The organism is Bradyrhizobium sp. WBOS07 (genome assembly GCF_024585165.1).
Lineage (GTDB): Bacteria > Pseudomonadota > Alphaproteobacteria > Rhizobiales > Xanthobacteraceae > Bradyrhizobium > Bradyrhizobium japonicum_B.
Genome location: NZ_CP029008.1, coordinates 1727076 through 1740597, shown reverse-complemented (window position 1 = coordinate 1740597; position 13522 = coordinate 1727076). Strand labels below are relative to the sequence as shown.

10 protein-coding genes and 1 tRNA gene are annotated in these 13522 nt (G+C 65.7%); 3 read left to right on the top strand and 8 right to left on the bottom strand.

Translation table 11 applies throughout. From position 1 onward, the window contains the following. Window positions 1–15: 15 nt before the first annotated feature. Window positions 16–1806, bottom strand: coding sequence for an acyl-CoA dehydrogenase C-terminal domain-containing protein (locus tag DCM79_RS08115; protein WP_028134030.1), 1791 nt, complete (start codon window positions 1804–1806; stop codon window positions 16–18). A gap of 101 nt (window positions 1807–1907) precedes the next feature. Beyond that, window positions 1908–2306 (bottom strand): nuclear transport factor 2 family protein, encoded by a 399-nt coding sequence (locus DCM79_RS08110; RefSeq protein ID WP_257179447.1) that lies wholly within the window; start codon window positions 2304–2306, stop codon window positions 1908–1910. Window positions 2307–2505: 199 nt separating this feature from the next. Here DCM79_RS08110 and DCM79_RS08105 point away from each other — a divergent pair, with 199 nt between their 5' ends. Both DCM79_RS08105 and DCM79_RS08100 read left to right on the top strand, forming a co-directional pair. Further along, window positions 2506–3096, top strand: coding sequence for a PadR family transcriptional regulator (locus DCM79_RS08105; protein ID WP_257179446.1), 591 nt, complete (start codon window positions 2506–2508; stop codon window positions 3094–3096). 365 nt (window positions 3097–3461) lie between these two features. Continuing rightward, window positions 3462–6896 (top strand): tetratricopeptide repeat protein, encoded by a 3435-nt coding sequence (locus tag DCM79_RS08100; RefSeq protein ID WP_257179445.1) that lies wholly within the window; start codon window positions 3462–3464, stop codon window positions 6894–6896. Here DCM79_RS08100 and DCM79_RS08095 read toward each other — a convergent pair. The 6 genes from DCM79_RS08095 to DCM79_RS08070 all read right to left on the bottom strand — a co-directional run bounded on the left by DCM79_RS08095 (window position 6790) and on the right by DCM79_RS08070 (window position 12593). Next, on the bottom strand, window positions 6790–8214 hold the full coding sequence (locus tag DCM79_RS08095) for an Ig-like domain-containing protein (RefSeq protein ID WP_257179444.1): 1425 nt from the start codon (window positions 8212–8214) through the stop codon (window positions 6790–6792). The genes DCM79_RS08100 and DCM79_RS08095 overlap by 107 nt on opposite strands. A gap of 540 nt (window positions 8215–8754) precedes the next feature. Continuing rightward, window positions 8755–8831: transfer RNA gene (locus DCM79_RS08090), tRNA-Arg, on the bottom strand. Window positions 8832–8937: 106 nt separating this feature from the next. Further along, the gene (locus tag DCM79_RS08085; protein ID WP_257179443.1) at window positions 8938–9894 is read right to left on the bottom strand and encodes a tripartite tricarboxylate transporter substrate-binding protein; all 957 of its coding nucleotides are present in this window, start codon (window positions 9892–9894) and stop codon (window positions 8938–8940) included. Window positions 9895–10018: 124 nt separating this feature from the next. Continuing rightward, entirely contained in the window at window positions 10019–10390 is a 372-nt protein-coding gene (locus tag DCM79_RS08080) for a dimethylsulfonioproprionate lyase family protein (protein ID WP_257179442.1), read from the bottom strand. A gap of 27 nt (window positions 10391–10417) precedes the next feature. Beyond that, window positions 10418–11056 (bottom strand): RraA family protein, encoded by a 639-nt coding sequence (locus DCM79_RS08075; protein WP_257179441.1) that lies wholly within the window; start codon window positions 11054–11056, stop codon window positions 10418–10420. A gap of 19 nt (window positions 11057–11075) precedes the next feature. Next, entirely contained in the window at window positions 11076–12593 is a 1518-nt protein-coding gene (locus DCM79_RS08070) for an AMP-binding protein (RefSeq protein ID WP_257179440.1), read from the bottom strand. A 244-nt stretch (window positions 12594–12837) separates the two neighbouring features. Between DCM79_RS08070 and DCM79_RS08065 the strand changes: the two genes are divergently transcribed. Continuing rightward, window positions 12838–13458, top strand: a complete 621-nt coding sequence (locus DCM79_RS08065) for a hypothetical protein (RefSeq protein WP_257179439.1) — start codon at window positions 12838–12840, stop codon at window positions 13456–13458. Window positions 13459–13522: the final 64 nt, after the last annotated feature.

The window sequence follows — 13522 nt, the reverse complement described above, 5'->3', positions numbered from 1 at the left end:
GCAGCGGAAGCAGGCTCAGAACGCTTCCGCCGGCAATTCCATGATGGTGGCGCAGCCGGCCTGGATGCGCGCGAGATTGGCCGCGGTCTCCGGCAGCATCCGCTCCATGAAGAAACGGCCGGTGACCAGCTTGGTCGAGAGATAGGGCGTCGCCCCGCTCTCGGCAATCTTGGCGTTCGTCACCTTGGCCATCTTCGCCCACATGTAGCCGAGCGCGACGAAGCCGAAGAGGTGCAGGTAATCGGTTGCGGCGGCTCCCGCATTGTCCGGTTTCGCCATCGCGTTCTGCATCAGCCAGGTCGTGGCTTGCTGGAGATGGCCGAGCGAGGTCGAGAGCGGGGTGATGAAGGGCTTCAGCGCCTCGTCGCCGCCGTTCTCCTTGGCGAAGGCCATGACCTCGCCGAAGAACGCCATGATGGCGCGGCCGCCGTCGCGCGGCAGCTTGCGGCCGACGAGGTCGAGCGCCTGGATGCCGTTGGCGCCCTCATAGATCATGGCGATGCGCGCGTCGCGCACGAACTGCTCCATGCCCTGCTCGGCGATGTAGCCGTGGCCGCCATACATCTGCTGCGCCTGCACCGCGTTGGCAAAGCCGTAATCGGTCAGGAAGCCCTTCAGCACCGGCGTCATCAGGCCCATGTGATCGTCCGCGGCCTGCCGGTCCTTGGGGTCTTCGGAGCGGTGGGCGACGTCGCTCTTCAGCGCGGTCCACATCACGAAGGCGCGCGCAGCCTCGTTGAAGGCGCGGATCGAGAGCAGCGTGCGGCGCACGTCGGGATGCACGATGATCGGGTCGGCCGGCTTGTCCGGCGCCTTGGCGCCGGTGAGCGAACGGCCCTGGATGCGCTCGCGGGCATAGGCGACCGCGTTCTGATAGGCCACCTCGGACTGCGCGAGACCCTGCACGGCGACGCCGAGGCGAGCCTCGTTCATCATCACGAACATGCCCTGCATGCCCTTGTTCTCTTCGCCGATCAGCCAGCCAGTGGCGTTGTCGTAGTTCATCACGCAGGTCGAATTGCCGTGGATGCCCATCTTGTGCTCGAGCGAGCCGCAGACGACGCCGTTGCGCGCACCCACCGAGCCGTCGGCATTGACCAGGAATTTCGGCACCACGAACAGCGAGACGCCCTTGATGCCGGCGGGCGCGCCCTCGATGCGAGCGAGCACGAGGTGGATGATGTTCTCGGCGAGGTCATGCTCGCCAGCGGAGATGAAGATCTTGGTGCCCGTGATCTTGAAGCTGCCATCGGCCTGCCGTACCGCCTTGGTGCGGAGCATGCCGAGGTCGGTGCCGCAATGCGGCTCGGTCAGGTTCATGGTGCCGGTCCATTCGCCCGCCACCATCTTCGGAACGTAGGTCTGCTTCTGCTCGGGCGAGCCGTGAACGATCAGCGCCGCGGTCGCGCCCATGGTGAGGCCGCCATACATCGAGAACGCCATGTTGGCGGAGATCTGGAATTCGTTGACGGCCTGCGAGAGCGTCACCGGCAGGCCCTGGCCGCCATATTCGGTCGGCGCCGACAGGCCGAGCCAGCCGCCCTCGGCGACCTGCTTGTACGCCTCCTTGAAGCCCTTCGGCGTGGTGACGCTGCCGTCATCGGCACGCTTGCAGCCTTCGAGATCGCCGACGCGGTTCAGCGGTTGCAATACCTCTTCGGCGAGCTTGGCGGCTTCGCCGAGGATGGCTTCGCGCACATCGCTCGAGGCGTCGGAGAAGCCGGCGAGATTGTCGTAGCGGTCGATCTGGAAGACGTCGTTGAGCAGGAAGTTCACGTCTTCGACGGGGGCTTTGTAGATCGGCATGGGGTTCTCCCGGCAATGGCCTTAGAAAGCGGTGATGTCAGTGATTCCTGCGAGGCAGCCTGGCCCGCGAGCTTAGCGGGTTCCGCAACCTCAGGGCAGGGTCATGATTGGGCGGCCAGCTGCTCCGCCATCAGGCGGTGCAGCATGTTGATCGCCTTGAGCGGACGCACCATCACCTTGAAATGGGTGATGCGTCCGTCGCTGTCGAAAGTGATGATGTCGACGCCGTTGATCTCGATGCCGTTGATCTCGATGCCGTCGATGACATTCCTGAATTCGAGCACGGCACCATTGTCGCTGCGCCATTCGCCGACATAGGTGAAGCCCGGGCCGCCGAGCACCTTCTCGGCACTGGAGAGGTATTTGAAGGTGATGTCGCGGCCGCGCTGCGGCGAGTGCACGACCGGGCTTTCGAACACGGCGTCGGGATGCAGCAGGTCCCAGAGCGCGGCGCGGTCATGGGACTTCATGTAGGCGTACCAGGAATCGAGGCCGGTCATTCGCAGCTGCCTCCCTAAAGGCCTGGACAAAATGTGCGAAAACAACCCCATGCACAGTAGCGTGGCGATTGATTTCGCTGGGTTTTTCGGATCGGATCTTGCGCCCGGCCCGATGTGTCCCGATATGCACATTGACGCATATGCGCCAATGCGCATAAAGTCAAGCATGATGGTCGAGGTTGAAACAAGGAGGCCGGCCATGGCGCTGGGCGACGCGATCCTCGCATGCCTGACGGAACGCCCGATGACAGGCTACGAGCTCGCCAAGACGTTCGATTCCTCGATCGGCTTCTTCTGGAAGGCCGACCATCAGCAGATCTACCGCGAGCTCTCCAAGCTGCGCGACCGCGGCCACATCCAGGGCCGCGAGGTCGTGCAATCGGGCAAGCCCAACAAGCTGGTTTATACGCTCACTCCGGAGGGGCGAACAGCGCTGCGGCACTGGGCCGCGCGGCCAAGCACGCCGGCCTCGACCAAGGACGACCTCCTGGTCCGCCTCCACGCCCTCGACAGCATCGACATCGAGCCGCTGCGCACCGACCTGATGGCGCGCCTGGAGCACCACCGCGACCGCCACGCCAATTACGAGCGCATCCTGAAGAAGCGCTTTCCCGACGGCACCGCCGAGGGCCGGCTCGACCTCGGCAATCTGCTGCTGCTCCGCCTCGGCGCCCGGCACGAGCAGATGGTCGCCGACTTCTGCGAGGAGGCGCTCGATGCGCTGTCGGCGATGAGCGGCAAGGCCACGGTGGTGCCGCTGGAGGAAGGCAAGCGCGAGGGGAAGGGCTGAGGCGCTGGCGCTAATCGAGGCCCTCGCCACACCGACGGTGTCATGCCCCGCGAAGGCGGGGCATCCAGTACCCCGAGCGGCGCGGCTGGAATCGAGCCGCCGCGGTGTACTGGATCGCCCGCCTTCGCGGGCGATGACGGCGAAGCGTGAGGCAACGACAGGTCGCAAAGGATACTGCTGCCCGGTTCCCCCGCCCAACTTTAAGACACCCGCGCCACGTTCCTTAACTCGTTATTTACCGTAACGGACAAAAGTCGGTTTTCGAGGCAGACGACCCGCGCCAAATTCGATTGTGTTTGCAACTGGCACGCGTGGGAAGGCTGGAGGCGTCGGGTGGGGCGCCGGAGTCGGAACCGGACAGAGTCATGAATTCGCGCGTATCGTGGAGTGTGGACGGCATCGATCCATCCGTCAGGGAGCGGGCCGAAGCTGCTGCGCGTCGCGCGGGCATGTCGCTGAACGATTGGCTGAACTCCACGCTCGGCGACACCGCGCCGCCGAACTTTCGCGGCCCATACGACCAGCGTCCGCAAGCCCCACAAGCCTCCCACATTCCGAGCCAGGAGAGCCGCGAAGTCGCCGACATCCACCAGCGGCTCGACGCGATCACCCAGCAGATCGAACGGATTTCAAAGCCGGCACCGCGTCAGGATTCGTCACGACCGGACGTCACGCGCGAGCAGGGCGTCGCACGCCAGCTCAACGACGCGATCTCGCGGCTCGATGCGCGGCTGTCGCAGATCTCCCGCCCGCAGCAGCCTCAGGCGCCGCGCCCGGCACCTGCGCCCTCGCCCGTCGAGACGCGCCAGCGCCAGGCCGATGCGGTCGAGCGCGCGGCAGCGCAGGTCTATCGCAACGCCCCACCCTTGAGCCCCGCCTCGTTCGACGTCGCCGTCGCCGAGATCACCGCGCGCCAGAGCGAGCTCGACGGTTTTGCGCCGCGGCAGATGCCGCCGCGCGCCGCGCCGTCGATTGCGCCTTCGGCTGCTCCTTATGCGCCCCCGATGGCGCCGGCCGCGCCTGCCTATGCGCCGCCGCCACCAGCGCCGGGGCCGGACTTCTCCTCGCTCGAGCGCCATCTGCTCAAGATCACGAGCCAGATCGAAGCGCTGCAGCGCCCCGACACTACCGAGCAGGCGATCAACGCTTTCCGCAGCGAGCTCGCCGAGATCCGGACCGCCATCACCGAGGCGATGCCGCGGCGCGCGATCGAATCGATCGAGAACGAGATCCGCTCGCTGCATCGGCGCATCGACGAGACGCGGTCCAACGGCACCGACGGCCAGGTGCTGTCGGGCATCGAGCATGCGCTGTCCGACATCAAGCAGGTGCTGCGCACGCTGACGCCGGCCGAGCAGCTCACCGGCTATGACGAGGCGATCCGCAATCTCGGCGCCAAGCTCGATCTGATCCTGCGCGCCAATGACGATCCCTCGACGGTGCACCAGCTCGAGAGCGCGATCGCGGCGCTGCGCGGCATCGTCTCCAACGTCGCCTCCAACGAAGCGCTGGCCCGCCTGTCCGAAGACGTGCAGCTGCTGTCCTCCAAGGTCGACCAGGTCACCCGCGCCTCCGGCCAGGGCGACAGCTTCGCAGTGCTGGAGCAGCGCATCGCCGCGCTCACCGCGGCGCTGGAAACCCGCGAGCGGCCGCAGCCGTCCGAAAGCACCGAGCATCTGGAAGCCGCGATCCGGGCGTTGTCGGACCGTTTCGACCGCATGCAGGTCGGCAACGATTCCGCCTCGACCTTCGCGCATCTGGAGCAGCGCGTCTCCTACCTGCTGGAGCGGATCGAAGCCGCCTCCGACCCGCGCAACGGCAATCTGAGCCGCGTCGAGGACGGGCTGCACGACATCCTCCGGCACCTGGAGCGGCAGCAGGCGACTTATTCCGCGCTGGCCGAGAGCCGCAATGCGGCCCCCGTCGATTCCGGAATGGTCGATCTGGTCAAGCGCGAGCTGTCCGACATCCGCTTCAGCCAGGCCGAGACCAACCGGAGCACCCAGGACTCGCTCGACGCCGTCCACAGCGCGCTCGGCCATGTCGTCGATCGCCTGTCCATGATCGAGGGCGACCTGCGCGCAGTGCGTACGGCGCCGCCGGCCGCTGCGCCGCAGCCGATGGCTGCTCCCATAGCTGCTCACATGGCCGCTCCCATGCCTGCTGCCATGGAGCCCCCGCCTGTCGCGCGCGAGCCGCGGCCGCAAGCGCAGCAGCCGAAATACGATCCCAAGCCCGAGCTGCCGAATCCCGCCGCGATGCAGGGCGCGCAGGCCGCCTTCGCCGCCGCGCCGCGTGAATTCCATGCCGCTGCTCCCGCCGCGCCGCCGCCGGTGCCGCCGGTTCCGCCGCGTGCGATCAGCGAGATCCTGGAGCCGCATACGGCGCCCGCCCGCGCCGCGCTCGCACCGGAATTGCCGCCGGATCATCCGCTCGAGCCGGGGACACGGCCAGGTGGACGCGCCGCCACGCCGTCGGAGCGCATCGCCGCCTCCGAGAGCGCGATCAGTGGCATTCCTGCCGCTGCGAAAGAGCCGGTCTCGTCGTCGAGCTTCATCGCGGCCGCCCGCCGCGCGGCCCAGGCCGCCGCCGCGCAGCCGGAGAAGCCGGCGCGCGGTGCCAAAGCCGGCGCCGATCGCGGCAAGGACAAGGGCAAGGACGGCAGCTCGACCATCAGCTCGAAGATCCGCTCGCTGCTGGTCGGCGCGAGCGTGGTTGTGATCGTGCTCGGCACCTTCAAGATGGCGATGAACCTGCTCGAGGGCAGCCCGCCGCCGGCGCCGCAGGCCATGGACAACACCTCCAGCCAGCCCGCGCCGCAGGCCCCGTCGCCACCGCCGGCGATCGAGAACAAGCCCGCGACGCCCGAGCAGGTCACGCCATCGATGACCTCGCCGACGCCGATCGGCCGGCAATCCCAGAACAATTCCGCGCCGGCGCCCGCTACCAATCCCGGCAACTCGGCCTCGGTCGAAATTCCGGCGGCGCCCGCCGCAGCGGTGCCGCCGCCGGCAAGCAGCGACATCACCGGCGCGCTGTCGGGCACGAGCCGCGCCAAGCTCGGCGTCATCCAGGTGCCGCCGAGCGAGAAGCTGCCCGACGGCATCGGCGGCCCCGCCTTGCGCAGCGCCGCGATGAAGGGCGATCCGACCGCGGCCTACGAGGTCGGCATGCGCTTTGCCGAAGGCAAGGGCGTTGCCACCAACTACGACGAAGCCGCCAAATGGTACGACCGCGCGGCACAGGCCGGCGTCGTGCCCGCGACCTTCCGCCTCGGCACGCTCTACGAGAAGGGCTTGGGCGTGAAGAAGGACGCCGACATCGCCCGCCGCTACTACACCCAGGCCGCCGAGCGCGGCAACGCCAAGGCGATGCACAATCTCGCGGTGCTCGATGCCGATGGCGGCGGACGCGGGGCCAATTACAAGAGCGCGGCGCAGTGGTTCCGGAAAGCGGCCGATCGCGGCGTCGCCGACAGCCAGTTCAACCTCGGCATCCTCTATGCCCGCGGCATCGGCGTCGAACAGAACCTCGCCGAGTCCTACAAATGGTTCAGCCTTGCGGCCGCGCAGGGCGATGCCGACGCCGCCGGCAAGCGCGACGACGTCGCCAAGCGGCTCGATCCGCAATCGCTCGCCGCCGCCAAGCTCGCGATCCAGACTTTTGCGGCCGAGCCGCAGCCGGACGATGCCGTCAATGTTCCGGCCCCGAACGGCGGCTGGGACAGCGCGCCGCAGGCGAGCGCCAAGCCGGCGCCGAAGCCGGTCGCGGCCAAGCGGTCGGCATCGGCCGCGCATTAAAGACCAATAGCTTTAGGCAGACAGAACAAGCCACGGGCTCGGTGCACCTCTCCCGCTTGCGGGCGGGGCTATCGCATATGGTGCGCAACGCCGTCGCGGCATCGGCAGTAGGCTCCCTCCCCCGCAAGCGGGAGAGGGAGCCTACTGCGATCGTGCTGTTCGCTTCAGCGGTCCCCGACAGAACGACCTGGTTGGCAGAGTTGACAGTGTCGCTCGCGATCGTCGGTGCAGCTGGCGCCTTGGTGTCGACAATGACCGCCACCGCAGCCGATGCCGCGCTGGTTTGACCCGACGAGTTGGTCGCGGTCGCCGTCAGCGTGTGCTTAGCATCGGTCAAGACCTTGGTGATATAGTCCCAGGTTCCGGTCGAGGTCGCGGTCGCCGTACCGATTTGCGTCGAACCGTCATAGACTTTCACGATGCTGCCAGCCGCGGCGGTGCCGTGCAGAGTGATCTGATTGGCGTCAGTGATGCCGTCGCCAGTCTTGCCCGTATCGGGCGACCAGGATGCGATGGCCGGCGCTGCCGGGACTTCGGGCGTTGAGGGGGGCGTCGTCGGAGACGACGTCTGCCATCCCGTGCCGAGTTCGTCGTTGTTCGTCAGGACGGGCGTGTTGTCCCTGAAGTAATAGTAACCCCACTTGCCCTGCCCGAGCTCGTTGTTGGTGAACAAGACGCCGGAAATCTTGTCGGTGCTGCTGAAGCTGCCATCGGAGTAAAGGGTATAGCCGCCCCCCGCAAGATAGTTGCCGTCCACCTGAATGTTGGAAACCGGACCGAAGTCATTATTGATCATCACGGCCGAGACGTAGCTGTTCTCGTTGATGACCGTGTTGTGCCGAATGACGACGTCTGAAACGCCGCCGTCGATCTCAATGCCATCGTAGTGCGGACCGCCCAAGGACGTGCCGAGACGCACATCCGGCGCATTCATATCATGGATATAATTGTCTTGGACGAGGCTCGAACCGGTGACGATAATACCGTTCTCCACGTCATGGATGTCGTTGCGCAGGAATGTGCCGGACCCGACGATGCCGTTCGCGCCATCTGGGCTACTTCCAACGTTTAAAATCTCGCTGTCCTTGACGACAGTTCCTGTAATGCCATCCTTGATCCAGATTCCTGTCCAATCGCTGGACGTGATGCGAGTATTCTGAATCGTGACGTTATCGGCCAGGACCGTAATGGTGCCTTTGACATCGAGAGCGTCGATTACGGCACCTGGTTGAGTGATAGTTACGTCGCCCGATGGAGTCAGGATAACGCCATCAGGAAGACCGGTGCTATTCGCGTCTGGAAATCCAGCAATTGCCATGTTTGTTCATCCCCTGAGCAATGCAGCGCAGACTGAGTTTCATGCGCATACTGATCGATACGTCGCGGCTCAGTCCAACTTGAGTTGGTCCTTTGCCGCCCCATCAGCCGCGTGTTCGAATTCGCACGCGCCTTTTTTGGGACGATTCATTGACCCGAGCATGGAGTTTTTTAATCTCGCAGCCGCAATTCCTGCCGCCGCCCAAATTAATATTATCGCCGAACTGAAAACTAATGATCAGGATTAAATTCTCGATCGAGCGCGTTATTTAAATGAGCGGCGACCTGCTGTGATGTCTGTCCATACTAATATTTGTTGCGACCTCACGTCGCCGGCCCTCGCTTCGCCAATCATCAGCGGCGTACTGCGCGCACCAGTCGGGGCCACCGCCCGGGGGGCGTTAGCCACACGGCCATGACGTCGCGGGCCCGACTCAATTGCAGCCGCGACCGCATGCCTGCAATTGCGTCGCCCATCCGCTGCCGGCAGAGCGAATCCGCTTCATTCTGATAGCTAATGGCTGGCAGGGACTAGAAAGAATGGCGATCCCGGGAAGACTCGAACTTCCGACCTACGGTTTAGGAAACCGTCGCTCTATCCGGCTGAGCTACGGGACCGCGGAACCCGCCGCACGGACGGGTTGCCTGGGTGTACATATCAAAGCGGCGGCGGGATCGGAAGCCCTCTGCCCGGACCAATGCGCAAGGACCGCGGCCCGGCCAGCTACGCCCTGATATTGTTGTCCTTCACCACCTTGCCCCAAGTGGCGACCTGCTTGTCGAAGAAGGTCTTGAAGGCGGCGCCGTCCTGGAGCAGCAGCGTCATGTGCTGCGTCTCCTTCAGCTGGGTGGCGGTCGCAGGCTGGCTCAGGGTCTCCTTGGACGCGGTCGCGAAGGCTGCGACGACGTCGGGCGGCGTGCCTGCGGGCGCGAAGATGCCCCACCAGGCCAGCGTCTCGAAATCGGGAAAGCCCGCCTCGATCGCGGTCTGAGTGTCAGGCAGGGCCGCCAGCCGCTCGCGGCCGAGCTGCAGGATCGGCCGCAGCATGTTGGTGCCGAGCTGGGCGGCGACCAGCGCCGCCGATCCCGCGATGAGATCGACATGACCGCCGAGCACGTCGTTCATCGCCGGCCCGCCGCCGCGATAGGGCACGTGGGTTATCTCGACCCCGGCCTTGCTGCCGAGCACCGTCATGGCGAGATGGCCGAGCGTGCCGATGCCGACCGAGGCGTATTTTACCGCGCCCGGCGTTGCCTTGCAGGCGGCCACGACGTCGGCAAAGCTCTTGTAGGGGCGGTCGGCGCCGGCCGCGATCACGTAGGGCGCGGTGCCGATCAGCAGCACCGGCATCAGCTCGCGCTCGACATCCAGCGGCGGCTTGTCGAGGATCGACGGGATCACCGCATGGGAATCGAACGTGACCAGGAAGGTCGAGCCGTCCGCCGGGCTCTTGGCGACCTGCGCCGCGCCGAGCGCCCCGGCAGCGCCCGACTTGTTCTCCACCACGACGATGCGATTGAGCTTGGTTTGCAGGCTGCTCTGCAGCAGCCGCGCCATCGCGTCGGTCGAGCCGCCCGGCGGGAACGGCACGACCAGCGTGATCTTGCTCCCTTGCGCCATCGCCGGCGTCATTGCGAGAATGGCCGGCGCGGCCAGGAGCGTGCGTCGTGTGATCGTCATGGTCCCCTCCCTTTGATTTCAGCGCCCGGCTTTTTTGCTCTTGACGCTGAAGCGTGATCCGGAAAAGCGTGCAACGGTTTTCCGACAAGATCATGCTCAAAACTAGCTTAAAGCGGGAAGCGCTTCAGCTCGTGCCGAAGCCCGACCCCGCTTTCTTGTATTCTGGCCGAGGCGGACTGAAAATGTCCAGCACCCGGGCCCCATCCGGGCCGGCGCGCATGGTGTGCGGCACGTTGCCAGGCGAGCGCCAGAAATCGCCCTTTTTCACCGGAATTTCCTCATCGCCCTGGACGCGGATGGCGGAGCCGTCCAGCAGCACGCCCCATTGCTCCTCGGGATGATGGTGCAGCGTGCCTTGCGCATGCGGCGCCAGCGTCACCACCGACAGCATCGCCTGCTCGCCGGAGAAGATGCGCGTGGTCACGCCGGCGGCGAGCTCGCGGAAGAGGCCGTCGCTGGGATCGTCGATGTTGTGGAATTCGTCCTTCTGGCTCACGCCATTCTCTCCTTCATGCTCGTTCGATCAGGACTTGCCGTAAGAGCCCTTGTAGTGGCCCTCGCGGATCGCCTTCAGGGTCTCCTCCTCGCGCGCGACCTGGGTCCGCACGGCTTGCAGCAGCGCCGCGGCCCCCGCGGCGGGAAACGACACCACGCCGTCCTCGTCGCCGACCACGATGTCGCCGGGCGCAATCACGCTGCCGCCGATCGACACGGGCACGTTGATCTCGCCCGGCCCGCTCTTGTAGGGACCACGATGGATCACGGCGCGGGCGTAGCAGGGAAAGTCATCGGCCGCGAACGCGGCGACGTCGCGAATGGCGCCGTCGATCACATAGCCTTCGGACTTTCGCCATTGCGCGATGTTCTTCATGATCTCGCCGACCAGCGCCCGCGTCTCGTCGCCGCCGCCATCGACCACGATGACGTCGCCGGGACCGACCAGCTCGAGCGCACGATGGATGGCGAGATTGTCGCCCGGACGGGTGCGCACGGTGAAGGCCGTGCCCACCAGCTTAGCCCCGCGATGATAGGGTTTCAGCCCGACCGCGCCCGGCAGCCGGGCCAGATTGTCTGAAATCACCGAGGTCGGCGCGTCCCGAAAACCCTCGATGATCTCGGCCGGCGGCTTCGGCACGCTGTTGGCGGCGATGGTGATCGTCATATCCCTTGGTCCTTCCTTCTTATTCGGCGGGCGCCCGCGTCTTCATCGGCCAAATCCGGAAAGCACGCCCTTCCTTCATCCACGCCGCGCGCTCGTCGCGCAACAATGTTCTGCGAACCTTGCCCGAATCATCGCGCGGCGGGACGCTGACAAACTCGAAGCTCTCGGGATGCTTGTAGCGGCTGAGCCGGTCCTTGAGAAAGTCCGCCATGCCGTCGGCGATGGCCTGGCCATTCGCATCGCCCTCCGGCTCGATGATGGCATGCACGCGCTGGCCCAATTCCGGATCGGGCAGTCCGACCACGACGCAGGAGCGCACGCCGGGAGCCTCGGAGACGGCGGCCTCGACCTCGGCCGGATAGATGTTGGCACCGCCGCGCAGCACCATGTCGGCGAGGCGATCACCGAGATAGAGATAGCCGTCCGCATCCAGCCGGCCGATGTCGCCGAGCGATTCCCAGCCGTCGGCACGACGCTTCGGCTCGGCGCCGAGATAGTGATAGGTCGCATCCTTACCGTCATTGTTGAGGAAATAGATCTCCCCGGTCTCGCCTGGCGCGACGTCGTTGCCGTCCTCGCCGATGATGCGCAGCTTCGCCATGTCGCCGATCTTGCCGACCGAGCCCTTGTGCGTCAGCCATTCCGCGCCGGAGATGATGCAGGCGCCCTGCCGCTCGGTGCCGCCATAGAGCTCCCAGATCCGCTCGGGTCCGAGCCAGCCGATCCAGTTCTCCTTCAGCCACGGCGGCATCGGCGCGGCCATGTGGAAGACGGTCTGCAGGCTCGACAGGTCGTAAGCGTTGCGCACGTGTTCTGGCAGCGCCCAGATCCGATGCATCATGGTCGGCACGAAATTGACCCATTGCACGCGCTCGCGCTCGATCTGCCGCAGCGTCTCCTCGGCGTCGAACCTGGCAAGACCGGTGAGCTTGCCGCCGGTGAACAGCGCGTAGTGCGACACGATGAACGGCGCGTTGTGATAGAGCGGGCCGGGATTGAGCAGCGAGACTCCGAAGGGGATGTTGAGCGGCGGCGGCGCGACCGTGTCGGTCACCGCCGGATGATGATCGAGGATCACTTTTGGCCGCCCGGTCGAGCCGCCCGAGGTCATCGCCTTCCAGTAGCGCGCCACCGGGGGATTGAGCGGCTCGTCCGAAAATCCCTCCGGCACGAAATCCCCCGGCAAACGGTTCGGCGCGTTCCAGTCGGCTTCGCCGCCGACCACCAGCGCTGGCTTGAGGATGTCGAGCACCGCGGCCGCTTCGCCGCGCGGCAGCCGCCACGATAGCGAGGTCGGCGTTGCCCCGCACTTCCACACCGCGAACGAGGTCTCGAAGAACGCATTGCCGTTCGGCAAGCCGATCGCAACGAAATCGCCGGGCTTGACGCCCTTGGCCGCGAACGCCCGCGCGCGCCGGTTGGCGCCGCGCTCGAGTTCGTCCCATGTCAGCGTGTCCTGCCCATGACGGACGGCGATCGTGCCATGTGGCTTGCGTTCAGCGTACCAGCGCGGCACGTCGGACAGGGGCAGCAGCATCGGGCGTTTCCATTTCGCGTTCTTGGTTCGTGTTATTTGGCGTCGCCTCGGGTGAGGCGCCCGCAAGGCGAAGTGTAGCAGCCGGCCGGCGCGGCGCTGTGACTCCTGCGCCACGTCAAGCACAAAATGTCAGCATCGCAGCCATGAAATTCCCGAGTTCCACGGGTGACAAGCCGGCGATAAAGAGGCAAAAATCCGACTCGACTCAGTTTGGGTTGAGTTTTGCAAGGAATGCTCTCGTAGAATGTCGTCCGTGATCGCATTGCGTCGTGCGGCGCTGTTTCCCGTAGCCATAGCAGGATTTTTTCTGCTGACGCTGCCGCATGCCCAGGCACAATGGTGGAAGCGCGCGCCAGTCGATTTCGAGGAATGCGCCGACGCCGCCGAGAAGGCTGCGACCAAGGCCGAGAAGACATCCGCGCTCGCCGATTGCAACGCCAAGTTCGCCGGGCGCCGCAAGCCCGGCGGCGGCTATTCCTATTACGACTTCCTGCAGGATCGCACCTTCGACATCGCCGGCCCCAATCCGACGCCGGAGGAACAGAAGAAGATCGACGAAGCCTACACCGCCTATCTCGCCAGGGAGCGCCGCAACAACGAAGCGGCGCAAGCGACCGCACGTCAGCAGCGCGAGCAGCAGGAGCAACAGGCCCGGCAGATCCAGCAGGTCGCATTGAGAACCGAGGTCGCCCGCGTGCCGGTGCCGGTCGAGCGGCCGAAGGTGCAGCAGACCGTCGGCCAGCGCAAGGGCGCGCCCTGCGCCAAGGGCTCCTTCTCCTGCGAATGGCCGCGGCTGTCGGAAAGCTTGAACGACCTGAAGAAGCTGTTCAGCCCGACCCCGAGCAAGCCTGCGAAGAAGAGCTGAAGCCGCAGACTTGTAGGGTGGGCAAAGGCGCGCAGCGCCGTGCCCACCATTGATTCATGATCGA